Annotated in this window: 24 protein-coding genes; all 24 read right to left on the reverse strand. The window is 38.0% G+C overall.

Annotation, left to right across the window (positions count from 1 at the left end; translation table 11 throughout):
* Positions 1 to 76 precede the first annotated feature (76 nt).
* Positions 77 to 1,363: a flexirubin biosynthesis putative acyl-CoA ligase FlxY gene (gene flxY, locus ACKWCD_RS09155; protein WP_413983639.1), complete on the reverse strand. Its 1,287-nt coding sequence runs from the start codon at positions 1,361 to 1,363 to the stop codon at positions 77 to 79.
* Complete coding sequence (locus tag ACKWCD_RS09160) at positions 1,360 to 3,051, reverse strand: C45 family autoproteolytic acyltransferase/hydolase (protein WP_413983640.1); 1,692 nt, start codon at positions 3,049 to 3,051, stop codon at positions 1,360 to 1,362. The genes flxY and ACKWCD_RS09160 overlap by 4 nt, the downstream gene beginning before the upstream one ends.
* 6 nt (positions 3,052 to 3,057) lie before the next feature.
* Positions 3,058 to 3,930: a cupin-like domain-containing protein gene (locus ACKWCD_RS09165; protein ID WP_413983641.1), complete on the reverse strand. Its 873-nt coding sequence runs from the start codon at positions 3,928 to 3,930 to the stop codon at positions 3,058 to 3,060.
* Between the two features lie 12 nt (positions 3,931 to 3,942).
* Complete coding sequence (locus ACKWCD_RS09170) at positions 3,943 to 5,478, reverse strand: phytoene desaturase family protein (RefSeq protein ID WP_413983642.1); 1,536 nt, start codon at positions 5,476 to 5,478, stop codon at positions 3,943 to 3,945.
* 9 nt (positions 5,479 to 5,487) lie between these two features.
* Positions 5,488 to 9,168 carry an MMPL family transporter gene (locus tag ACKWCD_RS09175; protein WP_413983643.1) on the reverse strand — a complete coding sequence of 1,227 codons (3,681 nt, stop codon included), beginning with the start codon at positions 9,166 to 9,168 and terminating at the stop codon, positions 5,488 to 5,490.
* On the reverse strand, positions 9,161 to 10,330 hold the full coding sequence (locus tag ACKWCD_RS09180; protein ID WP_413983644.1) for a DUF2062 domain-containing protein: 1,170 nt from the start codon (positions 10,328 to 10,330) through the stop codon (positions 9,161 to 9,163). The genes ACKWCD_RS09175 and ACKWCD_RS09180 overlap by 8 nt, the downstream gene beginning before the upstream one ends.
* Positions 10,331 to 10,432: 102 nt before the next feature.
* Positions 10,433 to 10,921: a hypothetical protein gene (locus ACKWCD_RS09185; protein WP_413983645.1), complete on the reverse strand. Its 489-nt coding sequence runs from the start codon at positions 10,919 to 10,921 to the stop codon at positions 10,433 to 10,435.
* Position 10,922: 1 nt separating this feature from the next.
* Entirely contained in the window at positions 10,923 to 11,291 is a 369-nt protein-coding gene (locus ACKWCD_RS09190) for a 3-hydroxyacyl-ACP dehydratase (RefSeq protein ID WP_413983646.1), read from the reverse strand.
* Positions 11,292 to 11,294: 3 nt separating this feature from the next.
* A complete protein-coding gene (locus tag ACKWCD_RS09195) occupies positions 11,295 to 11,888 on the reverse strand; it encodes a porin family protein (RefSeq protein WP_413983647.1) in 594 nt (197 codons plus the stop codon).
* A gap of 1 nt (position 11,889) precedes the next feature.
* Positions 11,890 to 12,492, reverse strand: coding sequence for a flexirubin biosynthesis protein LolB2 (lolB2, locus tag ACKWCD_RS09200; RefSeq protein WP_413983648.1), 603 nt, complete (start codon positions 12,490 to 12,492; stop codon positions 11,890 to 11,892).
* Positions 12,473 to 13,075, reverse strand: coding sequence for a flexirubin biosynthesis protein LolA2 (lolA2, locus tag ACKWCD_RS09205; protein ID WP_462037325.1), 603 nt, complete (start codon positions 13,073 to 13,075; stop codon positions 12,473 to 12,475). The genes lolB2 and lolA2 overlap by 20 nt, the downstream gene beginning before the upstream one ends.
* Before the next feature lie 46 nt (positions 13,076 to 13,121).
* The gene (locus ACKWCD_RS09210) at positions 13,122 to 13,898 is read right to left on the reverse strand and encodes a polysaccharide deacetylase family protein (protein WP_413983650.1); all 777 of its coding nucleotides are present in this window, start codon (positions 13,896 to 13,898) and stop codon (positions 13,122 to 13,124) included.
* Entirely contained in the window at positions 13,892 to 14,959 is a 1,068-nt protein-coding gene (locus ACKWCD_RS09215; protein ID WP_413983651.1) for a beta-ketoacyl synthase N-terminal-like domain-containing protein, read from the reverse strand. Before ACKWCD_RS09215 ends, ACKWCD_RS09210 begins: the two co-directional genes overlap by 7 nt.
* Complete coding sequence (locus ACKWCD_RS09220) at positions 14,956 to 16,158, reverse strand: beta-ketoacyl-[acyl-carrier-protein] synthase family protein (RefSeq protein WP_413983652.1); 1,203 nt, start codon at positions 16,156 to 16,158, stop codon at positions 14,956 to 14,958. The genes ACKWCD_RS09215 and ACKWCD_RS09220 overlap by 4 nt, the downstream gene beginning before the upstream one ends.
* Before the next feature lie 125 nt (positions 16,159 to 16,283).
* The gene (locus ACKWCD_RS09225) at positions 16,284 to 16,541 is read right to left on the reverse strand and encodes a phosphopantetheine-binding protein (RefSeq protein WP_138656458.1); all 258 of its coding nucleotides are present in this window, start codon (positions 16,539 to 16,541) and stop codon (positions 16,284 to 16,286) included.
* Positions 16,542 to 16,705: 164 nt separating this feature from the next.
* Positions 16,706 to 17,290, reverse strand: coding sequence for a 3-oxoacyl-ACP synthase (locus ACKWCD_RS09230; protein ID WP_413983653.1), 585 nt, complete (start codon positions 17,288 to 17,290; stop codon positions 16,706 to 16,708).
* A 6-nt stretch (positions 17,291 to 17,296) separates the two neighbouring features.
* Entirely contained in the window at positions 17,297 to 18,358 is a 1,062-nt protein-coding gene (locus ACKWCD_RS09235) for a methyltransferase (protein ID WP_413983654.1), read from the reverse strand.
* A gap of 47 nt (positions 18,359 to 18,405) precedes the next feature.
* Positions 18,406 to 19,554 (reverse strand): beta-ketoacyl-[acyl-carrier-protein] synthase family protein, encoded by a 1,149-nt coding sequence (locus tag ACKWCD_RS09240; protein WP_413983655.1) that lies wholly within the window; start codon positions 19,552 to 19,554, stop codon positions 18,406 to 18,408.
* Complete coding sequence (locus ACKWCD_RS09245) at positions 19,547 to 19,972, reverse strand: acyl-CoA thioesterase (RefSeq protein WP_413983656.1); 426 nt, start codon at positions 19,970 to 19,972, stop codon at positions 19,547 to 19,549. The genes ACKWCD_RS09240 and ACKWCD_RS09245 overlap by 8 nt, the downstream gene beginning before the upstream one ends.
* Positions 19,973 to 21,241: an ABC transporter permease gene (locus tag ACKWCD_RS09250; protein ID WP_413983657.1), complete on the reverse strand. Its 1,269-nt coding sequence runs from the start codon at positions 21,239 to 21,241 to the stop codon at positions 19,973 to 19,975.
* A complete protein-coding gene (locus ACKWCD_RS09255; RefSeq protein WP_413983658.1) occupies positions 21,234 to 21,977 on the reverse strand; it encodes an ABC transporter ATP-binding protein in 744 nt (247 codons plus the stop codon). The genes ACKWCD_RS09250 and ACKWCD_RS09255 overlap by 8 nt, the downstream gene beginning before the upstream one ends.
* 48 nt (positions 21,978 to 22,025) lie before the next feature.
* Positions 22,026 to 23,021 carry a BtrH-related acyltransferase DarH gene (gene darH / locus ACKWCD_RS09260; protein ID WP_413983659.1) on the reverse strand — a complete coding sequence of 332 codons (996 nt, stop codon included), beginning with the start codon at positions 23,019 to 23,021 and terminating at the stop codon, positions 22,026 to 22,028.
* A 3-nt stretch (positions 23,022 to 23,024) separates the two neighbouring features.
* Positions 23,025 to 23,423 (reverse strand): flexirubin biosynthesis protein DarG, encoded by a 399-nt coding sequence (DarG, locus tag ACKWCD_RS09265; RefSeq protein WP_413983660.1) that lies wholly within the window; start codon positions 23,421 to 23,423, stop codon positions 23,025 to 23,027.
* A 2-nt stretch (positions 23,424 to 23,425) separates the two neighbouring features.
* Complete coding sequence (locus ACKWCD_RS09270) at positions 23,426 to 23,884, reverse strand: ABC transporter permease (protein WP_413983661.1); 459 nt, start codon at positions 23,882 to 23,884, stop codon at positions 23,426 to 23,428.

The following is a 23,884-nucleotide window of genomic DNA, read 5'->3' on the forward strand; positions in this document are numbered from 1 at the left end:
CAGATTGCTTCGTCGCTTTGAACTTTATTCTCTGAGTTAAGCTCACTTCATGCTTCCTCGCAAAGACGTTTATTTTTCACCTCTTATCAATAACCCCAACTGGCTTTCTACCTAATTTCGAACTTTGTAGTTTTTGAATTTCTTCACGTGAACAGATTTCAATAGCCGGACTCACCCGTAACTTTGAACGAAAATGGTCTCTGATTTTTGAAAGCAATCTATCTGAAGCTTTTGGAGCAAATATTTTTATTAAGATTTCATCTGTTCCTATTTCGTTGTGATAGATTTCGACGACATGACCTTTAACCTCTGTAAAATCATTCAAAAGATTATCCATAGCCGGGGGATAAAGGGTGGTGCCTTTATATTTTATCATTTGCTTTTTACGACCCACTAAAGGACCTAGGCGGAGGGTGTTTCTTCCACAATTACAAGAGTCGGTATGTCCGGCAACAATATCACCAGTTTTAAAACGGAGCAAGGGCATCGCTTCAACGCCCAAAGTGGTAATCACTAATTCTCCTTCTTCACCATCCGAAACAGGTTGATTATCCTCATCTAAGATTTCCACAATAATCAATTCGGGGTGTTGATGTCCTCCTTGTTGTTCGGAGCATTCCGTAAATGCAGTGCTCATTTCAGTGGAAGCATAAGTGGAGTACAATTCAATATCCCATTTCGCTTTTATCTTTTTAGCTAAAATATTAAGTGAAAAATCTTGATTACGAAGGGATTCTCCGATGCAGATAGCTCCTTTTATTCCAGAGGAATTTATATCAATAGTATTGGCTTCTGCATATTGAATTAATTTCAACAAGAAGGAAGGTACCACGATGAGGTACGTCGGTTTGAATTTTAGTATACTATCCCATTGCAATTCTGGGATTCCTGCACCAACACGAATAATTCCTGCGCCTAGTTTTCGTACTCCTAAGAAATAGGCAAGTCCCGCCATAAAACGACGGTCCATAGTTGTTGTGAGCTGTAAGATATCTTCTTCTTGAACTCCCGCACAGGCGAAAGAAATGGCTTCATTATAAGCCAAACGGTCTAAATCTTTATCGGTTAAACCAACTGTTACGGGTTCACCCAAGGTGCCTGAAGTAGTTACAAAGTCAATAATTTTTGACTTCGGAACACAAAAAAAATCATCATTGTATTGTTGCAAATCTTCCTTTGTGGTAACTGGAAGTTTGGCTAAATCTTCTATAGAATTAATATCAGAAGGATGGATTTTATAGTTTCGAAAAACACGTCGGTAATAGGGAGAATTTTCATTGACATACTTGAGGAGTTCTTTCAACTTGTCTTCTTGAAAAGCCTTAATTTCTTCGGAGGTTGCTTTCTCTATTTCTGGAATCATTTGCCTAAGCTACGTTTCAATTTCTTAATGTGTTTTTCTATCGCTTCTCTGTCTGGTAAAGTAGTAATTTCCTTAGTCTCTGCTTCTACAAATGCTCGTAAGGCAAGTAGGTCATAACCTTTATCCAGATTGTATTTGCCCACTAAATAATGAGCTTCCCAAAAATTCGGATTCAGTGTTGTAAATTCTGAAAGTAATTCTTGTTCCAAATGGGTTTCTTCGGAAATGGCTTTTTGAATTTCATCACGCAGCGAACGATACCGTTCATAGTTTTGATAGGCTTCCGTTTGTAAAAAAGGATCCTTAGCAATATTTAATTCTGCTTTAGCAACCGAGTTATTTCCTTTAGTTCCATCCTTAAAAACTTCATTCAAATCATAGGCAACAAATTCACCCATTTGATACGGGCTGCCAGAAACCCAGACCAATAAATCTTCTGGTTGAAAAACAATTCCGTGATGCGCCAACATTTGGTTGAGCGCTTTTTCGTTTCCATATCCAATTTTGTCTTCTTCTAATCCTTCCCGATTTCGTAGAATGTCGACCACTTTCTTAGGAGTCACTTTTTCGGTTTCTTCTAATAACTCTTCCATGCGCTCATATCGGTATTGCGAATGACTTTCTAGAATATGGTTCTGGTTTTTTTCATCATCCGCGTAAGCGGCACTTTGAAAGTGATTCGAACAAATCAGTTGATTGCTAGAATTCGGGACTTCATACACTCCGAAGTTTTTTGGAGACACTTCAATCACAGCCGCTTTTTTATCCTTGGCACTTCCCACAAAAATAGATTCCGATACAAAGACTTCCCTTTTTTTGGCAATGGCAATGGCTTCTTCTATAGTTGAAGCATACTGTAAAATCTCCCGAGTAACCAGAGAAACCGGAGTTTTAGCCACTAAAGGAAATTGTGATTTTCCAGCGTTAATTGTAACGGTCAATCCTTGGTCGTTCATTCCAGAGACAACGCCAATCATTCCTCCCCATGTGACGGACATAAATTTATGTCCATCCTCAGGCTCAATAAAAGCGATGATTTTATTTTTTGCGAAATCGTCTCCTGCATAGAAATCAAAATTTCGTCCAATTAAGAGTTTACCATCTTTGGTGTTTTCTCCCCAAGAAGCAAACGAAGAACAGCCCACTAAAGCCAAATCTTGTAAAGCATGGCCAATATCATGCGCCCCATGAAAATAAAGTACACGTGGATATTCCTCTGCTATATAATCATAGTTGGGAGAAGCATATTGCGAGATGCCATAAATCTCAGTTTTGTATTGCTCATCAATATGCAAATACACTTTACGATTGAACCAGGCCAAGAACTTTCGCAGAATATTTTGATATCCTTTCGATGGAACCAATTCATCAATCTTTTTCAAGAAAACAGCTTCTTGCTGATTAAAGAGTTCTTGGCTCAAAGCTCCTTGATATAAACCAAGTTCCATGGGATTGCCTTTTACATGCATTTCCCATAAGCCTTGTTCATTTTTAGTTAGAAAGTTATTGCCGATGGAATAGGTGGAGTCTGAAATCTTAGTTCGCTCGGGCAGGGTTACATCATATTTGGTGACATCGGGACGGTCTTCAAGCCCTTTGGAAACACCACATGAGGCGAGGAGTAGGAGTAATCCTAAGTAGGAAAAGATTTTTATAACTCCTTTTATTTTCATGTTTGCGTTCAGCATGACCTTTTAGGTATGCTTTAAATTTTTCTCTGTGCGTTTAATGGCCAATTCATCCTTATAATCTAACCATTTTTGGCCCCAGTACTTGCGCGTAAAATTATCGAAATTACGCATGACTACCACATTCGAAAGCATATTTAAAAATCGCTTCGGACTTCGGGGTAATGCACGTAAGGTCATAGAGAATCCGCCATCTAAATATTTGATGTAGTGCCAATAACCACTGGGCATATAAAGGGCGTCACCATGTTTCATATCTGCTTGAATTCCTTCTGCATATTGTAAAGCGGGATACTTCTCAAAATCAGGATTATCCATATCAATCGATTCTAGGTTATGTATGGAATATGGCACGCGATACAAATATTTTGTTTGTTCGGGAGAAAATAGGGTCACACTTTTATGTCCATCAAAATGAAAGTGCATGCTGTCGGGTAAGTCAATGTCATAGTGCATGAAAACCTTTGATTCTCCTCCACCGAAGAACAAAGCAGGAAGTTTTTTAAAGAATTTGAGTCCGATATCGGGGTACTCGAAATCTTCCAGTAAGCTGGGCATTTTCTTCAATAGTTCATAAAAGAAAATCCGTAAATCGGTAGGTTGCGTTTTGAGTATTTCGATATAGTCATGTAGTTTCATCTCCTTTTTAGGAGCATAAACACTCTCTTTGTCCTTAGCAGGTTCATTATTATACAAAGGAACAATCTGGTCACCTGAACGTTCTTGTATATAGTCTAAGGTCCATTTTTCATAAGCGGGCCAGTTCTTGGTTAAATCTTCAATGAGAACAGGCTTTTGCGGCTTGTAATACTGTTCAATAAAATCAGCCTTTGAAATATTTTTTACACGGGGTACGGGAGTAGTTTTAAATTGACTCATGACACATGTATATTATGAATTGTCCACTGTTTCGGTTGCTAAAATTTTGTTGACTAAATATTCTCCTCCTAGAATTTCTGAGCAGGTGACGACTCCGCTAATGGTCACACCTAAAATTCCATGCATATTCAAACTTTGTCCTGTAAAATACAAATTTGGAATCTTAGTCCGTGGTGATATAAATGACAAAAGCGGATTATTCACATCCTTTACATAACCATACATCGAACCTTGATTACACCCAATATAATCACGGTATGATAAAGGTGTTGAGGTATATACGGATTGAATGCATTCCCGGATATTCGGAAACTTCTTTTCCAATTCCCTAAGGAAAACTTCGGTCTTTGCCTCTTTGAATTGCTCATAGGTTTGACCTCTATCATTTTTGTTTGCAACTGTATTAAAAGTGTCTTGCCATTGGGCCACTTCACTGTAATGCATATAGGTAATTGCCGTTAATTGGTCTCCCCATTCATTTTGATTTTTGCGAACCCCCATTGAAACCATATAGGTTTCAGGCCAACTTTCTTCAGTATATTCATGACCTTGCCAAACTCTGGAAGCATCTTTAAAATGATAATAGTTTTTGTTGAGATATGGGAAGGTTTTTGGTTTTAGAACTACATGAATGCTAAAAGCGGAAATCGTACTTTCTAAGTCTTGAATACGACTATTGTATGATTTTCGAAAGTGTTCCGCACCAACCATTTTCAATGTAGTTTTGGGTTCTATGTTTGAGATGAAAATGGCTCCTTTGATGATATCTCCTTTTTTGGTGGTCACCGAAGTTATTTTTTTGTCTTCGCAGGTGAAATCAACTACTTCTTGATGTTTATAGGCTTCACCACCGTTTTCTTTTAACCTACGGATAAGCAACTTGGTAATCTGACTTCCCCCATCCGCACAGCGGTAGGCACTTTCGATATACGAATTGCAGGACAAAGCATGCACATAAAGGGGAGTTTTATCTGGGTCACCTGCATAGAGCAAGTTCGAACCTGCTAAAACTGAACGTAGCTTTTTATTTTCAGTAAGTGATGCGATATATTCCTTTGCAGTCTGCTGGAAAATTTCAGCATTGTTTTGATAAGGCTTTCCAACTTGCAGATTGTATAAGGGAAACTCGTCACATATTTCGCGAAGCTTTTTACAGTATGAAACAATTGCCTTTTTCTCTTCTGGAAATTGTTGGGTCAAACTTTTAGCGAAATTCTCATAACCTTGAGCATGAGGATATTCGATTTCATCATCATCAAAAGTGATGATATCAAAGCCGTCTTCGTTAAGTTGTTTGAAATGCAGTCCATCGAGAATATTGAGATACTCAAAATAGCGATAGAGATTTTGACCTTTTGAGAGTCCACCTAGATAGTGAACACCAGTGTCGAAAATGGTGCGCTCACGTACAAAGGTCTGCAGATTACCACCATATTGGTTGTTCTTTTCCAATACACAAACACTTTTTCCTTCACGCGCCATGATGTTCGCGGCTACTAAACCTGCCATTCCGCTTCCGATGATTACGATGTCATAATGGTCTTTCATTTCGGAATACTATCGTGTTAATATGGTTAAATTATCTGTTTGTTTGTCTATGGAAAAACCATTTTTTACAAAATGCTTATCTATATCTGTGTTACCAGATTTAAGAAATATCAAGATACTCATTTCATCTTTTAAGTTACTTTCGAGTAACTCCAAGTCAATGGAATCAAGATTCAAAATAAGCACGTTTGCTTGATTTTCAAATGCCTCATTTACAGAATCGACTACCGTAATTTTACTATACTGATGCGTTAAATAATTGTTTTTTAGAATAGACCTTGCCTTATCATTTTCTAAATAATTGTAAATTTTTCTATCGATGGAATCCAGTGCCAAAAGTAAATCAAGTTGGCCCTGGTCCTTAGAAAGGTGTATAATTTTATCCTTCTCGCCTATGTATTCTAAAAGAATTCTATAGTTATCTGCATTATCTTTTAAATCAGCTTTTACTGTTTTGTAAAGCTCAAAACCCTTGTGGCGATAGTTTTGCAAAAGCAGGCTATGCCAATAGGTTTTGCCTTCTAATCTCATTCGAAATTTTCGAAACTCCCCTCTGAAATATTGACCGATTTGTTTTGGGCGTTCGCTATAGGTTTTTCCATAGGATACGTCGCCAGCTTCTATTCTGGGCAAAATTTCAACCGAAAAATCACCATCCCTGATAATAAAACTATTTTTTGGGGATACTTCAGAACCTCCATGAATCATAACGGGAAGAATATCTAACTTCAATTTTTCAGCTAGATAAAAAGCACCTTTATGAAAGCGATTGATTTTGTTGCTTGTAGAACGAGCGCCTTCTGGGAAAGCGATTATAGAGAAACCTTGTTCCACTTTTTGTTTTAAAAATGCTTCTCCGTTCTCAATACCTCCAGAAACTGGATAAGCCCCATGCAATTTTGCTGCGCTTCCTATTATTGGGGAATTGTAAACATGGTCTTTTACCAAATAGATGAGCTTTGGATGCAACATTCCCATGGCTAAAATATCCAAAAAGGAAGTGTGATTGGCGATAAGCATGGCTGGCTTTTCAAAAGTTTCATTATGGGGATTTCGGATTTTCTTCGAAACAAACGGATTCGTGTACAATACCGATTTCATAAACTTTGAAGTTAACTTATGAAGTCCCAATTGTTTTTTCAAATGCGCTTTCGGATTCAATTTCAAAACTATCCATCCATATACGGAAAGAAGTAATCCTCCTAAATCAAAATAGGCAAATGATAGGAGGGAATGGACAAGTACTCTTGGTGAAATAGGCCGCTTATTGGCGTCTCCCAAAAACAAACGGAAGAGCAGAGGTTGAATCGTAAAGGCAACAAAAACAGCGGAGAGAATCCCAATCAGGGAAACTACAGAAATAGTATACAACACCGGATGTTTCGCAAATACAAGAGCTCCAATACCCAATATCGTTGTGATAACGGATAAAATTATGGATGTACGATGCGTTGAAAGTGCTTTTTCACCAGTTCTGTATTCGGTTAGTAATCCGTTGGTGATGAAAATGCAGTAATCGATGCCGACTCCGAAAATAAAGCTGCAAATGATGATGTTGAAAATGTTGAATTCGATTTTTAGAATTCCCATTAAGCCAATGGTTAGCAGCCAAGTCAGAAATATGGGGATGGCCGTAATCAAAGTCAAGGATAAACTCCGGTAGAAGAGAAACAGAATTAAGACGACCACCAAAAGGGAATAGGTTATCAGCCTATTGAAATCGTTTTTCAACGTTCCTAAAAAGGACTCATTCACTTGCTGGCGATTGATTAAAAGCGTTTTGGGAGTTCCTGCAAAAGCTTCCTTTGCCTTTTCGAAGTTTTCATCTTCTACTTTTATCAAAGAAGTTATTGTTGTAGATAGAGAATCTGTCACAATAAAGTCATCGACAGCAAAGGAAGAAACCACATCCAATTCAGCGATGTCTAAAGGGGTAAAATCAGATTCAAGAAGGGTATAAAATTGACCAAAGGTATTCTCTTTAAAGCCTAGACTATTTCCACTTTCGATGAGGTTTTGTTTTGTACTTCGGATTTTTTCTGCGTTCCAAAAAGAATTCCATGTTGCAATTTTAGAGGCTTGTTTTTTATTTGAACGCACCAAAGCACCAATGGAACTATAACTTACAATTTCATCATTCGCTTTTAGCTGCTGAAGTTTCGTGAAAAGGGAATCATTGCGTTGTAAAACTGCTTCTCGATTTTCACCATAGGTGGAGAGGTAAATGGACTTTGAACCGATATCCGTCAATTTTTCTAAACGTTCTCTAGCTGCGATAAGCACTTCAGACTCGTAGTTCAGTTTTGCGATATCTTGATTGAATATAACTGTTCGGTAGGTGAAAAGACTACCCACCAATAACAAGGCTAAAACTCCAAGTGCCCATTTGTTTTTATGTAGGTCGTAGCTGGCAATGCGGTCTAAGAATGTTTTTTTTGCATCACTATTAATCGTGGTCGAATATACTTGTGGAATGAAAACAAGCGCAAATACGGAGGCTCCGAAAACACTTATGGCGGCAAAAATTCCCAAATCTTGTAATGCCTGAGATTCTAGAAATAGCAAACATAAAAAGGCAGAGGCCGTTGTTAAACTGCTCATCAGAATAGAAGGAGCAACATCTTTGTATAAGCTTTTAAGAGAATTTCCATTTCGAATATGGGTCAAAATATGCAAGGAATAATCCAAAGTTATTCCCAATAAAATAGAACCGATACCTAACGAGAGTGCTGAAATTTTAGTCCGGAATATATATAAGAAAGCGATGGCCAAAATACCTCCAATTAGGGTTGGTGTAAATAAAATTAGGGGCGTGGTCAACTTCCGATAGAAAATAATTAAAATGACCAGTAACAGCGTCATGGCAATGCTTACCGTAAATTGAATATCATGTTTTATTTGAGCAGCATTGGCCGCAGCAACTAAGGCAGCACCGAAATATTCACTTTCGATTTTTCCTTCGTACGAACTGTTTAATAGGTCTTGAAGTGAATATAATTTATTTGCAAGCGCCGTATTTTTATCTGTTTCCCGTGAACCATGAGTTGGTGTTAGAAATAGCAAAATGTTTTGTTCAGATTTGTCTAAAAGGAAACCGTTTTTGAGTTTGAAATCATCTCCGATACCTAGTTGTTGCAATTTTTTTAGGGCAATGAAAGAAAGTCCTAATGGGTCTTTTCGGATGGTCTTTTTTGCGATAATTCCCGAAGGAGAAATTAAAGTCTTATAGTTCTGGGCCGTGATTTTGGAAATGCTATCCTTAGATAGTTTTGCTTCAATTTGGGCGTAGTCAGTATCCTCTAAAAACAAGGGTAGGTTCTCATAGACCAAATTCAGTGTATTCGGTAAATCTTCATCGTTTAGTTTGCCTTGAACATTGTTGATAAAGGTGTCACCAGTCGCAGCAAGGCTATCTAAAAGTTCCGAAGCATAGTTGGTTAGGTCGTCAATAGAACCTTCACCCTCGCGACGAATATTGACGATAACCTTGTCAGTAAAAGCAATGGATTTTAATACTTCCTGAATTTTTCTCGAGTCCTCGGTTTCGGGAATGAGTGCGGTGATATCATCATCAAATTCAATGCGAGAAGCAATTCCGCCAAGGGAAGTCACAAGAAGCAGAAGTGCAAGAAGGCTCGTCCACTTATTTTTTTGAATGAATAGGTATGTCTTGTAAAAGAAGTTACCCATTGTTTATGGCTATTTTTTTGCTTTCGAAAATTTTCAAAACGAAGTAAGCGATTATAGCAAAAAGACTTGCAGCCACTATTGCCAAAGAAATACTACCAATTATATACGTTTTTAAATGTGTTATGAAGCCAAGGTTTTCTGTCATCTCGTCACTAGAAAGGACCAATTCCTCACCAGTAATTAAAGCACCTAGCTTTAGGCTGGCATATAAAATGAATGGAATAAATGGAGGAAAACTTACATTAGAAAATGCAAATGCAATAACCTTATTTAGCTTAAATAAAACCGCTAAGGCAATCACGGTAACGGTATGAAAACCCCAGATAGGGGATAAGCCGATAAGAACGCCCAATGCAATTGATAAAGCTTTCTTTTTAGGAGAGTCGCCACTATGTAGCACATCTTCTTTCAGGAATTTTCGGATTCCTTTTTTTCGAAATTTGCGATACAAATCGCGTGGCTTTATCCAAAAAAGTGCAACGAGTACAAACCAGGTATTCAAAACACTAATACGAGCAAAATCAGGAACTTTCCTAAAATGCGAAACACGTTCTTCATCATCGTACGAAATCTGTACAGGAATATTCTTTACCAGTGTTCCGTTCCAAGCAGCCTTTACGATTACTTCAATCTCTAATTCAAATTTCGGTGTATACAATTTCAGTTTTCCGATTTCTTTCAAGGGATACAGGCGATAACCACTTTGCGTATCTTTCAATCGAATTCCCGTTTCAAACCAAAACCAAAAGTTAGAGAATTTGTTCCCAAAACTACTTGAGCCAGGTACATCATCTTGGTTCATATTTCTAGAACCAATATAGAGCACATTTTTGGTAGATTCTGCTTCTAACGCATCAAGGAAAACGGTAATATCCTCAGGAAAATGTTGTCCGTCTGAATCAATCGTAATGGCAAATTCATAACCAAGTTCAAGTGCTTTTTTGAATCCTACTTTTAAAGCATTTCCTTTTCCTTTATTCTCAGGAAGATGAATTTGTTTTACTTCAGGAAAACCTTCCAAAATTTCCCTAGTGGAGTCTGTAGCGCCATCATTTACAACAATGATACTTTTTGTGTACTCTAGAACACCTTCTAGTACATTCTGTAAAGTTTTGTGATTGTTGTAGGTAGGAATAAGCACACAGCATTTCAGCTGCTCCATTCTATTTTGAACGATTGGGGTTTGGGTCGGCACTAGCAATTTTGTTCAAAGCACCTATAAACATAGGTCTTTATTCAGTATCAAAGATACGGATTGTAAGCCCTAAAACAATTGCTTTTCAGCTTCGGTAAAGACATCGGAAAGAAGCACATACCCTTTTACAAATTTGCGTACATCTGCATCGGTATACGATTTGTAGTGGTCAAGTATAAATTGCTTGTCTTCTTCAATATTCTTTTTATAGCCTACTATTCTGGGCGCATTTTCTTGAACTCCCAAACGCAAACATCGAATTTCAATATTGTTGGATTCTTGCTCAACGGCATATTCTAAAAGTAGAGCGCCTTCTTTGAAATAGGTCTTTTTGTCTTTGAAGCCTTTAGCAAATTTTGCCTTTAAAGTGGTAACAGCTCCCCGAAAGGCAACTAAAGTTTTATCATCTTCTTTTGAGACCGCTGATAGCTTTTCATGTAATTCATCTGTAACCACTTCATCCAAATTTGCTTTCGGATAATCTAGGCGTAATTCCTTTAACTCCTGCGAAGAACAGAAAGTTGAGACTACTAGAAAAAGTGCTACCAACAAACGCATATCAATTCATTATTTTGAAAGTCGTACTTAACTTCAATGCAATAGTTTGGTCGTAAGAAGTTACATTCTTTACTTTGATGATGTCATTTTCTTCAGAAATTTTCAGACTCAAATCAATGACTTCATTTTCTTCAGGATTGATTTTTGCCATAAACTTCACATTTGAAGCGACAGATAAAAACAGTTCTTTACCTGTTACCTGTTCTGTCAGTTCTTTAATCATTTGAAGCATGCAAACGCCTGGCATAATAGGATTACCCGGAAAATGCCCTTTGAAAACATCATGTTCTTTATGCAATTTTACTTTGGCATTTACTTCTTGTTCGTTTTGTTCAAGTGATTGAACGGTATATAATCCTTCTATTAGCATACATCAAAATTTATAAGCGATACTATATTGAAAAGTACCATTAAACGCTTCATCTCTATTCCTGTCTGTAGAATCTGAAAAAATATCAAAATCGAAAAGGTCAATTTCTATGAGTCCTTGTTTGTATCGCGCTTCGAGTATGAGTCCGAAAGGGAACTCGTAGCCAATACCAGCAAATACAGAAAGGTCAAAGGGCGTCACGTTCGAATCATTATTTCCATTGATTAACTTGATGGGATTGTTTTCAAAGTCAATATCAAAACTAGGCCCTGCTAAAAGATGCAAACCTGCATTGGGAATGATAAAAAACTTGTTCGCTAGCCCAATTGATAAATAATCTATTCGCAAATCTTCGTTAGTTGCGTTTGAAGCTTTTCCGCCTTGACTTGAAAACATTAATTCAGGTTGTAAAGCATACTTGTCTGAAAAACGTGCTTCAAAAAAGAAGGCTCCGTTTCCAGCGATTCTGGCATCCAAACCGGTGTTTGAAATATTCGAATAGTTTATTCCTAGGCGCAAGCCAAAACTCTTTTTAGTTTGAGCAAAAGCAATAGATGAGAATAGAATAAAAACGAAAAAGATGCTATAATTTTTCATGTTAGATAGATTTTAAGCTGATTTTCAACTTGATGTTTTTATGTAAGATTTGGATGTGTTGTGCAATGTTATCATTTATTTCTGAGAATGTAAATTCTACTTTTTCCTTTCCATTGCCTACACGGACTACTTTGTTCAATTTTTCTTCGGACAAAAAGTGATAGTATTTCTTGTTTCCAATTTGAGTTTCATAGATAGAACCTGAATCTTTTTGAAATGCTTTTTCTACGGATGGATTTTCTTCAACCAAAACTCTAAAATCATTTTTTAAGACATTTATGAGAATTTTTTTATCCATCTTTTTTAGGATATGATTCACCTTGAAATCTTCCTCTTGAAACGTAAAATCAAAGATTTTGTTTCCCATTTCGGTGGTAAAAGCGATTCTATGATGGTCTTCGCTGAGTTTTTTGACGATAAAAATTCCACTTAAAGAATTTCCAAAAGCCTCTATGTTTGCTTTGTAAACGTAATCTTTTGAGGCATCTGAAAAATAAGGGTTTTGAATAGGTTGCTCTGCGCTCTCAGTGAATCCATTTTTCTTCGGATAGGAAGCGCAAGAAACGAACAATACCAAAAGTGCACTACTGAGCAAATACCGCATCAGAAAGAGGTTGGTTCGTTGTACGATTGCTAAATACAATCTGTGTATAATCATCGGAAGGTTCAATCATTTTCACTTCTTGCACCTCACCTTTCGTGTTGAAAGTGATGTGAAATGATTTGATGAACTCGGCAAACTGTTTATCCTTCGGATTGAAATGGACTTCGCTATTTCCATCCGTTTTGAAATAGGAAACCTCAAATTCCGAGGCATCGAACATGTCTCCTTTGATACTTGCTGTGATGAGCTGATTGAGTTGCTTGAATATTTTATTCGAACCCATATCCATATCGCTCTTATTGCCATTGTCATTAATGAAAAGGGTTTCGTTTTTGAAGAGGACGGAATAGGCAAATGGCTTTACATATTCCCATTTCACCATCGAAGGCGATTTGAAAGCCAGCTTTCCATTCGACTCGATATCTTTGGAAAGAAAATCAAGATGTTTGTATTGCACAAAATCAGCTGTGATGGTTTCTGTTTTGTCTGAAAGGGCTTTGACTGCAGCTTTTATAGCTGATGCTTCTGAGGTGCTCATTTTGGTTTGGGCGTTCAGGATTGTGCCGCAAACGATTAGCAGCATTAGTGTTAGGTAGATTCCTGCAGTTGCAGGAATGAATGGAAACCTCTTATTCATACGCCTCAATTTCCAAAAGCTGGTCTATGGTTACCGACTCTAGGTTTTTCTCCTGCAAAAATAGCAATAACTGTTCCAAAACATTGATGGTCTTCTGACTGGTGTCGTGTAAAAGAATCACATCACCTTTTGAGACTGTACCAGTAATACGTTTTAAAATCATCTTTTCAGAACGTGAAGTGGTGTCTAAAGAACGTACATTCCATCCTATTGAACTGACTTTGAGTTGTTTTACAGCTCTTTCAATCATAGGGTTTGTAACCGCAAACGCGGGACGGTAGAGCTTCATTTCTTTTCCTGTCAAATCCTTTATTACTTGGTTGGTTTGTAGTAATTCGGAAACAACCTTGGCTGTATTGAAAAATCCGAAGGACTTAGAGTGTGAATAGGTGTGATTGCCTACTAGATGTCCTTCCGCAAGAATACGTTTTAAAATTTCAGGATGTTTTTCAACCTGTTGCCCAATACAGAAAAAAGTGGCCTTTGCATTGTAGTTTTTTAGAAGGTCCAAAGCCTTTGGTGTAAATTCTGGATGTGGTCCATCATCAAAAGTAATAGCAACTTCTTGTTTGTTAATTTTTTTATTGGAATGTAGGGAAGTCAGGTGGTAATTCCATCGAATAAAAAAAGAACCACATAAGGTAATCAAGAACCAAACTATTACGATGAAGAGAAAAGACCACCATGGTACTTCAACAATGAAGCTAGAGATTGTTAAGAGCGCCAATGTAATGCCTGCTATGCTATTAACAGGTCCTCGTCTTAACATTTGCGAAGCAGCATGAGGCTATGGTTTTCTCCTCGATACTGATTGTAAATTAATATTGTTTGGGGGTTTGATACTTCTATTTCATTCAACTTTACTACTTCAGGAATAGTCTGCGTCTTGAGTATTTTAGCGCTCAACCAAAAAGCAAACCCTGATGCCGTATCAAACTCAGTTGACAAATGTTTGTAGTATGCCTGAGGTCTATCCTTGAAAAGATTGGTGTTTAGGCCTTCATAATATCCATCGAAATCGACATCTCCATTATTCCCAAGAATAACCAAATCAAGGTCCTCGATAGTCATATGATTCTCTTCTAAAAAGGCTTCTATTTTATTTGGAATATTGTCTCTTGTGATGCTGTTGTATGTTTCAACAGCAACCAATTCCGCATAGGTAGATTCTTGTTTTTCATTGGAAAGCACAAAGAAATGCGAACCTTCTCCCATCACAGAACCTTTGGTGTCTGATGTCAATAGTTTTGTTGAATCTGCAGGTTCTGATTTGATATGACCAATCAACCGGTGGGTATCTACATGGTATTTTACCATTTCATCTACACCACCTACCAAAATGTTTTTAGCTTCATCATTCTCTAATTGCATTTTGGCATCTATCAAAGAAGATTCAAAGGAAATCGCAGCGTGCACATAGGTGAAATTATAGCCTTTGCAACCGATGCCCAAAGCAATTTGCCCAGAGACGGTATTATGAGAGGACTGAATAAATCGGGTAGGTGTCAAAAACTGCTCATCGTTGTCTATGATATCACGAACAAATTTTACAGAATCTCCTATACAGCCCAGTCCTGTACCGACAATGATGGCATCCACATTTTCTAATCCCGCCTCTTGTAAAGCAGTTTTAGAACTCACGGTACTCATCTTGATTCCCTTTGCCATTCGACGCGCCTGAGCAGGGGGAATATAAGCTTTGTAATCAGGATTGACCACACTTGCCACCGTATCGTTATACGTAGTTATCTCATTCAAGAACTCCGAATTATCAAAGGTTTTTTGAACGGAAACCGAACCTACGCTATTGATGTAAACCGATTTGCTCATGCTTCCTTCGAAATTATAAGGGTTGAACAATTTCCACCAAAGCCGAATGAATTCGAAAGTATATGATTGAGCTCCTTTTCCTTGACTTCCGTTTGTGGAAGCAAATCAAATTCTTTCATCGGAGTTTTAAAATTCAAATTGGGATAGATGCGATTGTTTTGTAAAGCAAGTACTGAATATATGGCTTCAACACCACCAGCAACAGCTAAGGTGTGACCTGTAAAAGCTTTCGTAGAACTAAATTCTGGTACTTTTCCTTCGCCAAAAATGCGTTGCATTGCTCTACCTTCAGATAAATCATTATTGGGAGTTGCCGTACCATGTGCATTGACATAATCAATCTCTACAGGATTTAATCCTGCAACTTTCAAAGCTTTCTCCATGGCTAAAACAGCACCGTTACCGTTTTCTGAGGAGGCCGTTTGATGAAAGGCGTCATTGGCATTTCCATAGCCTTTTACATAGGCTAGAACTTCTCTATTTTCTTTTTCAATGATGTTATCTGATTCTAAGACCAAAAAAGCGCCAGCCTCACCAAGATTTAGGCCTTTTCGATTTTCATCAAAAGGCGTGTTGTATGTATCGGAGAGAATCATCAAGGTTTTGAATCCGTTGATAGTGAATTTTGAAAGGGCATCAGTTCCACCGACAATAGCCCGGTCTAACTTTCCGGACTTTATCATTCGTGCGCCTAGCATTATTGCGTTTGCAGCGGAGGAGCAGGCCGTGCTAATAGTGGTCATAAAACTTTCCTTTAATCCAATAGCATCTGCTATTTTTTTTGTGGAATCACCAGCATGAAGTCCGTTTATATGCTGCCAGTTGTTGTTACTTTCGAAATACTCATGAAAATACTGTTCCGATTTGTCCATACCACCTACAGTGGTGCTAGAAATCAATCCGGTTTTGTAATCGTTAATGTCCGAAATGCCCGCTTGAGCTAGTGCCTCTTTTGCAGCAATGATTCCTAAAATGGGTGAGCGGGAATGGCTGTTCTCGGGTAAATCGAGTTGTTTTTCAAATTCAGCATTGGTGGTTTTAATCTCTCCCACCATAATTTCATTGGCGTGAATGGTTTCGATGTGGGTTATTTTGGAAATTCCTGCTTTACCAGAAATAAGGGAATTATAATTCTGTTGTACATTGTTTCCAATGGCAGAAATAATACCCATACCTGTAATTGCAACGCCTTTGCTCATTTCTTTTTTGGACTGAATTCTAATTGCAATTCAAAAATACGAATATCGAATAGGATTTTAAGGGAAAATTAAAAGGGATGTTCTACTGTTGCAGAACATCCCTTTAAAAATCTTTAGAAGTAGTTTTATCTACTGCGATTCTCCTCAATATAAGCAGCCATAGAATCTATTGATTCGAAAATAGTTCTCCCTTGTTTAGGGTCCGCCAATTTGATGCCGTAGTCTTTATCTAGCATCACAATCAGTTCTAATGCGTCGATAGAATCAAGGCCAAGTCCTTCTCCAAAAAGCGGGTCGGTATCAGCAATTTCTTCAATAGCAATATCTTCTAAGTTCAATTGCTCTATTATTTTTTCTTTTAATTCTAATTTCAATTCGCTCATTGGGTATTGTTTTCTATTAAATCTTTCTTAGCCGGCCCAAGCCATGTTCTTTTTTGCCATCTCTGCGTTAAAAAATGATTTCGTAGCTGCTATGCAATAATTTTTTGTCTTGACCTGACAAAAAATAACTGCGGCTTAACCGACACAAAAGATTCAATACAAAACTAATATAAACGGTTTATTTCAGCTACAGAATGTACAAAAGTACCTTTCTTAGCAACAACGTACAAAAATGCATCATATTTTCCATCGTCAAAATTTACCCAGCCGCAAAGTACCTTTTCTGACTTTTCTTCATCCAATAAACTATTGGCGTAGGTATGTAAAGATTCCGCATTAAAACTGTCAAATACAAAAAAGCCATTTTCTGAATAAAGTTGATGTTTGATACTGATTTCACCCAAGCAAATGTTGGGAAGAGTATAAACAAACACAGCGGGACTAGGATAATCTTTAATCGATTCTTGATGCTTCCGGTCAGTGTCAAGGCTGGCGGCTTTGTTTGAAAGTACAAGGCCTATGTTCTTTTCAGTTTCTTGATTTAGGAGAGCATCCGCAGCTAAAAAAGCGAGTTTACTCAAATTATCCATCTTGAAAAACTTGGAATGGTCAATTTCAAGATGCTTGTAAGTGGCTTTGGCAAAATCTTTAAAACTATCATGTTTCTCGCTGTACAAAGAAATGCCATCTAAAGAAATATCGTTATTTCTAACATGGCAATACTGTTGTATGTGATAGTCGTTATTCAATAGAACCTATTTCTTTTTGCAAACAAACATCGTATGGAATTCGCCTACCTTTTTATCTGCTTCGACAGTCATGCCAGCTTCTTCAACTAAAGTTTTGAACTCTTCAGCTGTGTACATCTTACTATTTCCGTTTGCTAATGCTGTAAAGTACAACGAAGTTGCCTCGAGGGTTAGTTTTGCACTACCATATTTCTGACGATCCGTATAAGTTTCGATAATAATCAATTCTGTATCGGCATCCATGGCATTCACAGCAACCTTTAATATTTTCAGAATTTCTTCTTTGGAAAAACAATCGAGAAACTGACTCATCCAAATCGTATCGGCACCTACAGGAATGGTGGGATTTTCAGATAACCAATCGATTTCAGTACCTGAAATTCGTTTTTCGAATCCTTTGTTTTTTGCGTTCTCTAAAGCTTTTGACAATTGTCCGGGTAAATCAAAAATATGGACAGCAACGTCATCGTCATAGGTACAGCAGAGGTTGGCAAACTTTCCGGTGTTTCCACCGATGTCGTAAAGCAGTTTGGGCTTATTTTCAAAAACGGTTTCCAAAGCTTCTTCGAATATTTCATCAGAATAGTAGTGGTCAAAATCAAACCAAGATTTTTGCTCTTTGGGCGTCAATTGAGAAAGACCCTCATAAATCGTAGACCAATCGCCTAGCTCTTTTAATCCCGAAGGCTTACCCGTTTGAATAGCTTCTTGTAAATGGTATAGACCTTGATAACAAATATCTTGAGTGAAATTGATATTGGCTGAGGTCATTTGATTATAGCTCAAAAAATATCCAATTTTTGTAAGTTCGTATTTGCCAGCTTCGTCTTTGCTAACAATATCAGCACTTTCTGCGATTTCTAAAAGCACGCCAAGTCCGTATTCACTTACGGAAGTCCCTTTAGAAATTTCTTCAATAGTCACACCACCTTTGACATTATTGTTAAAAATGAAGTCAAATATTCCTAAATTCCGAAGCGATACTGTGGTCTGAAAAACAAAGGGGGCGAAGGCAATTTTTTGAGCCTCTTGCAACGCGTCAAAGGCCTTCATTGGTTTTTTTGACATTCTACTTTCCTTAATTCTCTACAATTTTGCTGCGCGAATTTAAGAAGTTATTCGCTAACTTTTTGAAAAACGGCTGCCGTATTACAACCCCCAAAGCCAGAGGCGGTCTTCAAAAAGGTCTTGATTTCTTTAGAAGCAGTTTTTTCAATGATGTGTAAAGGCTCTGAAACACCAAGTTCTTGAAAACCAAGTGAAGCATATAAGGTATTTTGGTGTAGCGAATGCATTCCGATAATAGTTTCTAACAATCCGGAAGCACCTAGGGTATGACCGAAATAGCCTTTGAGACTATTAAGGGGAGTTTTTTGTAAACCAGACCGATTGAAGGCAATGCTTTCCATTTCATCATTGAAGTTGGTAGCCGTGCCATGAGCTGATATGTAATCGATTTCTTCGGGACTTAATTCTGCCTGTTTCAATGCTGATTCTACACTGCGATACAAACCCTCACCCGTTCTAGATGGACCAGAAATATGATTGGCATCGTTGCAGGATGCTTCTCCGATAATTGAAACCGATTCATCAACTAATTTGGTGGAATCTTTGGTTACGAGAACACTTGCGGCGACTTCTCCGATGTTAATCCCTGTTCGTGTTTTGCAATAGGGGCGGCAAGGTTCGCTGCTCAAAGCTTGAAAAGCATTAAAGCCAGAAAGAATGAACTCGGTTACCAAATCACCACCAAGTACAAAAACATGGTCAAAGGTGTTTTGGTTGATAAAACGTTTGGCAACGGTTAGGGCTAGTACCCCTGAAACGCAGGCATTGGATAAAACAATGGCATCATTTTGAAACCCAAAAAAGGATTTTATTTTTTCTCCTAGGGATGCTAAATACGCCCGTTCTTCAGGAAAACTACTCTCTGCTTCTAGTACATCAATATTTCCTTTTGTGGTGGAAATGATGAGTCCGACACCTTGGTTTATTTCAAGTCCGGACTGCTTAATCGTATCTGCTAAAGAGACCAAAAGCATCTTTTCAAGTCTCGTATGTTTTTCTTTGGGATGCAATTCTTGGTATTTCTCTTCAAGTTCCTCTTGTGGAATACGAGACGAATAAAAAGGATTGGGAAGAATGCTTTTATCATCAACCAATTGCAATCCAGAAACCTCATTGCTTATATTTTGGATTGCAGAAGCACTATCAAACCCGTAGGACGAAACAATGTTATTATATGAGAGGTAGACCTTAGGCATCTAAAAGACCAACTTTTTGTTTCCATTCCCGAAAGAAATCAGGAATTTCCAAAGACATTTCTCCGAAGAGTTCTACGAAAACCTGGACGGTCTCCCCAGTGCAAACGACTTTCCCCTCAGGATTGAGAATCTCATATTTAAAAATCATTTTTGCAGCAGCAGAATCAACATAAGTAGTTTTAATCGTAGCGACATCGCCATAACGCAAGGGTAACTTATGTTCACACTTAGATTTTACAATGGGTGTTGAGAATTTATGTTTTTCTTGGTCGAGATAAGAGATGCCATGATGACGACCAAAGGCTTCACGACCATCTTCGAAATACTGAATATAGTTACCATGCCATACGATACCCAAAGGGTCGGTTTCTGTAAATCGAACACGAACGTCACTTGTAAAACTAATTTCCTTCTTCATCTAAACGGCATTTTTTCTTTCGTTATAAACAATAGCTATTGCGGCTGTTGCCACAAAGAACAAAAATAACAAGGATATTTCAGGAAGGAGTTCGCCGAAGCCAACATTTCTTAAAAATACACCGTAAAAGGCTTCTAGTCCCCAATTCATTGGCGATAACTTTGAAAGCGTCTGCATAAAGCTAGGCATAGCAAATACTGGTACCCAAACTCCGCCCAATGCCGCGAGAATCACTACAAAGGTCGCTCCGAAAGGGGCCGACTGTTCTTGTGATTTGGCGATGGTGCCTAGTAATAGTCCGAGACCGATTGCTGCCAAACCAGCAAAAAATGCCACGACAAATAGTAATGGAATTTTTCCAGAGACATCTAGTTTTGGCAAGCCAATACTAGGGAAGAGATATACCCCAATCAAAAGCATTAATCCGAATTGCAGTAATGAAACAAAAAGGTAAACTAGTGTTTTACCACCTAAAACAGTTGCATAGGAAATCGGATTCGTGCGCAACCTGACAAAAGTACCTTGGTTCTTTTCTTTTACCATATTGATAGACAAAGGCAAAATGATAAAGAAGATGGCGAAGAGCGTCCAAGCTGGAATATTGTGCTGTGTCGAATTTGGAATCAGTTCCTCTTCATTGCCTTCAGGAACAATTTCTTTAAAGGAAATAAAAGGTTCTTTTTCAAAAATGACCTCGGTTGGGTCATCACTTATTTGTTCCTGAAAAGCCTTGTAAATGCTCTGCGTTTCTACTTTGGCAATCATCTGGTCAATACCATTCTTGATGGAACTTTTAAATGCAAATTGCGTTGCAGGGTCAAAGTAAAGTCGGACTTCTTTTTGTTCTAAAGGCGTTTTGGCAGCGATAGTGCTATCTTCTTCCAAACCGAATTTAGCCATGATTCCGGTGACATTTTCATCGACTTTTTGCGTTAAATCCTTCGAAAGATTTTCAGGGATGATAATGGCCAATTGATAGTCTCCTTTAAAGACCAAATCTTTTGCATCTGCTTCAGACGCATTTTCAATAAGGTCTAGCGTTTGCGAATTCGCTAAGCCGTCGTAAATGGTTTTTGAAATTTCTCCCTTGTCTTGGTCCACCCATAAAACTGGAATCTTAGTCTCCTTAATGATTTTGAACGTACCGTCTTGAATTGTCGTTATGGTAATTACTAACAATATTGGCATCAGAAAAAGAACAGCCAAACCACCAATATCACGAGTGAGTAGCAAAAATTCTTTATATGTTGAAGCCCAGAGCTTATGCATAGTCGCGAAGGGCTTTTCCGGTGATGGCTAAAAATACATCTTCAAGATTTCTGGCCTCGTCGTATGATGCAACCAAATCTTTCGGTTTTCCTTTGGTAATGATTTTACCTGAATCGATGATGGCTACGCGTGAACAAAAATCTTCTGCCTCGTTTAAATGATGCGAAGTGTAAATCATTGTAGTACCTGCAGCATTTAATTGCTTGAGATGTTCAATAATCACATTTTTAGACTGCACGTCAACACCTACGGTTGGTTCGTCTAAAAATAGCACTTTAGGTTCGTGCAAAATACTTGCAATAAGATTGATGCGACGTTTCATGCCTCCAGAAAACGTGTTGATTTTTTTATGGGCGAATTCTGATAACCCTAGCGTTTGAAGATGTTCGTTTATCTTTTCCTTTAGAATTTTACCTTTCAGGTTGTAGGTGCTTCCGAAGTAAGAGAGATTCTCAAAAGCAGTTAAAGAGGGGTAAAGGGCGTACTCTTGTGGAACGATTCCGATGAGTTGTTTGAGCTCTTTTTTGTTTTCTTGAAATGTGAGTCCGTTTATGGTAAAAGAACCTGAAGTGGGCTGAATTAATGAGCAAAGCATGGAAATCAAAGTGGTTTTTCCCGCTCCATTCGGACCTAGCAATCCAAAAATTTCTTTTTCTTCAATATTCAAATCCAACTCAGAAACCGAAAAGAATTCGGCGCCTTTGTATTTTTTTGATAGTTGGTTGATTTGAATCATGAGCCCTTTGAATCCCCCAAAGAGGGACATGTTTTACTTGATTATTTATTATATGGCCTTTTTCAACTTCTTAAAAAATGCTTCTTCCAAGTTTGAAATATGCTCCAGTTGGTCGGCAACATTGTTGTACCCATCCGTTTTGGCACTTCGATTTTTGTAAATTCTAGAGGCATCCACTGCAAAATCACGCCATAAATCTCCGATTTGTGTCATTTCCTTTGAAAGTTCAGACAGGCGTTCATTCTTTAAAATCGTACTTGATTCCTGAAGAAATGCGGCATAAATATATCTGAAACCACCACCGCCAGTGCCAATTTCTTCTTGCATACGAACCACTTGCCCTAGATAGTGATTGGCTACTTTTGTTCCCTTCTTTTTAGGCCATTTGCGAATTAAACCCGCAATCTTTCGAATGCCTTTTGCCCCCACAAAGGGAACTGGTGCCAGCATATCTCGACAGGTATGTTTGATGCCTTTTACAATAGCTTTTTCAAGTTTTAGCTCCTTTGGAAATTCTATCGGATAGTACATATGCCCTTTCGGAGCAAAAGCTCCCTTAGCAAAACGGACTTTTTCTAGCTCCTTTTCAGTGAGTGTGGTGACGTTTTCCATTACAGGGTCACTTATCAGATATGTGTCGTTTTCTTTTCCGTACACCACTAAATTATGGGCATTGAAATGAAAACGATACTCATCAGGGAAATATACAAGCCCGTAAACGCCCACTTGCAAACCAACGGGGTTGTTCTTTTTTAAATTCTCATCAAGCCTAGCTTTTGCTTGGGTTTTATTACTAAATTTTTCCCTTTTTATTTTTATACCTACCCGTTTTGCAAAGCGCTTGAAAATAAAACCTGGCATGGCACGGTAGGTTATGGCTGGTGCGTGATTCACCATAAGAAAAGGAATATAACAGTAGAGCAATCCTGAACCAATACCAAAAACCATAGGTTCACTTACTTCAAATCCATTATAGCCCATGAGGTTCGAGACTACACCATTCTCACAATGAGCAGATTGGTTATGTGTGAAATCTATTTTCATAGGTTATGACGGAATATACTTTAATTCATCAATGGTAATCTCAAACACATCAGCATATTTTTGTAAAGTCTTCGTAGATAATTTTTTGAAAATGGAAGGTTTGAAATGTCGTTTCACGCGCCATTGCCACATGCCTGCGTAACTAGAGAGCACTTGTAAATCCATTTTATGAAGCTCCATATAATATTCGATAGGACTCGTTTTATTTTCTAAAACACGCGTTTTAGCATCCTCAATACGTCTTTTGATTTCATCCAAAGTATTATCCAATGCAATGGTTTTTGCATCCCAACCTGAACTTAGCGCTTTGGTGTACTTGCCATTCTCATCTACGGCATAGTATACCTCTCTGCTAACCGATTCTAAATGACTTTTGTCTTGTGGTACTTCGTTTGTCTTCATTGCTATACCTCATGAATTAGAAAATTAAAGGTACAATTTATGACGATATCATCGTTTCGGTATGAAGAAGACTCGATAGTACACATGCTTATTTCACCAGTGTCGAATCTAGAAATCAATTTGGCCTTGGTTATCAGGGTATCTCCCACTTTTGGAAGTAGAAAGATTTCAACCTTTTTTATAGCACTAATATACCCGACTACTTTGTTGCCTACGCCTTCCAAATCGTCATCTTCAAAAAAGTCTTGTCCGGTTATAGCCGAACAGGCTTGTGCAGCTGTTTCAATGAGTCCCGGTTCAGAAAATAGCCCTTTCTTATCTGTGAAAATGGATGCTTCAGTAATTTTAAAATGAGTTTCAACCGACTCGGCATCAAGGTAAGGAGTTTTACATTCCATCAACATGGGAGGTCGATGTGGTAGAAAATTCTCGATATTGATGTCGTAGCGCGGTTTTCTCAT

Origin of the sequence: Maribacter taeanensis (assembly GCF_047345145.1) — a bacterium.
GTDB lineage: Bacteria > Bacteroidota > Bacteroidia > Flavobacteriales > Flavobacteriaceae > Maribacter_C.

Excerpts from the sequence above, each read along its gene's own strand:
- flxY (WP_413983639.1), bottom strand. The coding sequence starts at position 1,363 with ATGATTCCAGAAATAGAGAAAGCAACCTCCGAAGAAATTAAGGCTTTT.
- ACKWCD_RS09160 (WP_413983640.1), bottom strand. The coding sequence starts at position 3,051 with ATGCTGAACGCAAACATGAAAATAAAAGGAGTTATAAAAATCTTTTCC.
- ACKWCD_RS09165 (WP_413983641.1), bottom strand. The coding sequence starts at position 3,930 with ATGAGTCAATTTAAAACTACTCCCGTACCCCGTGTAAAAAATATTTCA.
- ACKWCD_RS09170 (WP_413983642.1), bottom strand. The coding sequence starts at position 5,478 with ATGAAAGACCATTATGACATCGTAATCATCGGAAGCGGAATGGCAGGT.
- ACKWCD_RS09175 (WP_413983643.1), bottom strand. The coding sequence starts at position 9,168 with ATGGGTAACTTCTTTTACAAGACATACCTATTCATTCAAAAAAATAAG.
- ACKWCD_RS09180 (WP_413983644.1), bottom strand. The coding sequence starts at position 10,330 with ATGGAGCAGCTGAAATGCTGTGTGCTTATTCCTACCTACAACAATCAC.
- ACKWCD_RS09185 (WP_413983645.1), bottom strand. The coding sequence starts at position 10,921 with ATGCGTTTGTTGGTAGCACTTTTTCTAGTAGTCTCAACTTTCTGTTCT.
- ACKWCD_RS09190 (WP_413983646.1), bottom strand. The coding sequence starts at position 11,291 with ATGCTAATAGAAGGATTATATACCGTTCAATCACTTGAACAAAACGAA.
- ACKWCD_RS09195 (WP_413983647.1), bottom strand. The coding sequence starts at position 11,888 with ATGAAAAATTATAGCATCTTTTTCGTTTTTATTCTATTCTCATCTATT.
- lolB2 (WP_413983648.1), bottom strand. The coding sequence starts at position 12,492 with ATGCGGTATTTGCTCAGTAGTGCACTTTTGGTATTGTTCGTTTCTTGC.
- lolA2 (WP_462037325.1), bottom strand. The coding sequence starts at position 13,075 with ATGCTGCTAATCGTTTGCGGCACAATCCTGAACGCCCAAACCAAAATG.
- ACKWCD_RS09210 (WP_413983650.1), bottom strand. The coding sequence starts at position 13,898 with ATGTTAAGACGAGGACCTGTTAATAGCATAGCAGGCATTACATTGGCG.
- ACKWCD_RS09215 (WP_413983651.1), bottom strand. The coding sequence starts at position 14,959 with ATGAGCAAATCGGTTTACATCAATAGCGTAGGTTCGGTTTCCGTTCAA.
- ACKWCD_RS09220 (WP_413983652.1), bottom strand. The coding sequence starts at position 16,158 with ATGAGCAAAGGCGTTGCAATTACAGGTATGGGTATTATTTCTGCCATT.
- ACKWCD_RS09225 (WP_138656458.1), bottom strand. The coding sequence starts at position 16,541 with ATGAGCGAATTGAAATTAGAATTAAAAGAAAAAATAATAGAGCAATTG.
- ACKWCD_RS09235 (WP_413983654.1), bottom strand. The coding sequence starts at position 18,358 with ATGTCAAAAAAACCAATGAAGGCCTTTGACGCGTTGCAAGAGGCTCAA.
- ACKWCD_RS09240 (WP_413983655.1), bottom strand. The coding sequence starts at position 19,554 with ATGCCTAAGGTCTACCTCTCATATAATAACATTGTTTCGTCCTACGGG.
- ACKWCD_RS09245 (WP_413983656.1), bottom strand. The coding sequence starts at position 19,972 with ATGAAGAAGGAAATTAGTTTTACAAGTGACGTTCGTGTTCGATTTACA.
- ACKWCD_RS09250 (WP_413983657.1), bottom strand. The coding sequence starts at position 21,241 with ATGCATAAGCTCTGGGCTTCAACATATAAAGAATTTTTGCTACTCACT.
- ACKWCD_RS09255 (WP_413983658.1), bottom strand. The coding sequence starts at position 21,977 with ATGATTCAAATCAACCAACTATCAAAAAAATACAAAGGCGCCGAATTC.
- darH (WP_413983659.1), bottom strand. The coding sequence starts at position 23,021 with ATGAAAATAGATTTCACACATAACCAATCTGCTCATTGTGAGAATGGT.
- DarG (WP_413983660.1), bottom strand. The coding sequence starts at position 23,423 with ATGAAGACAAACGAAGTACCACAAGACAAAAGTCATTTAGAATCGGTT.
- ACKWCD_RS09270 (WP_413983661.1), bottom strand. The coding sequence starts at position 23,884 with ATGAGAAAACCGCGCTACGACATCAATATCGAGAATTTTCTACCACAT.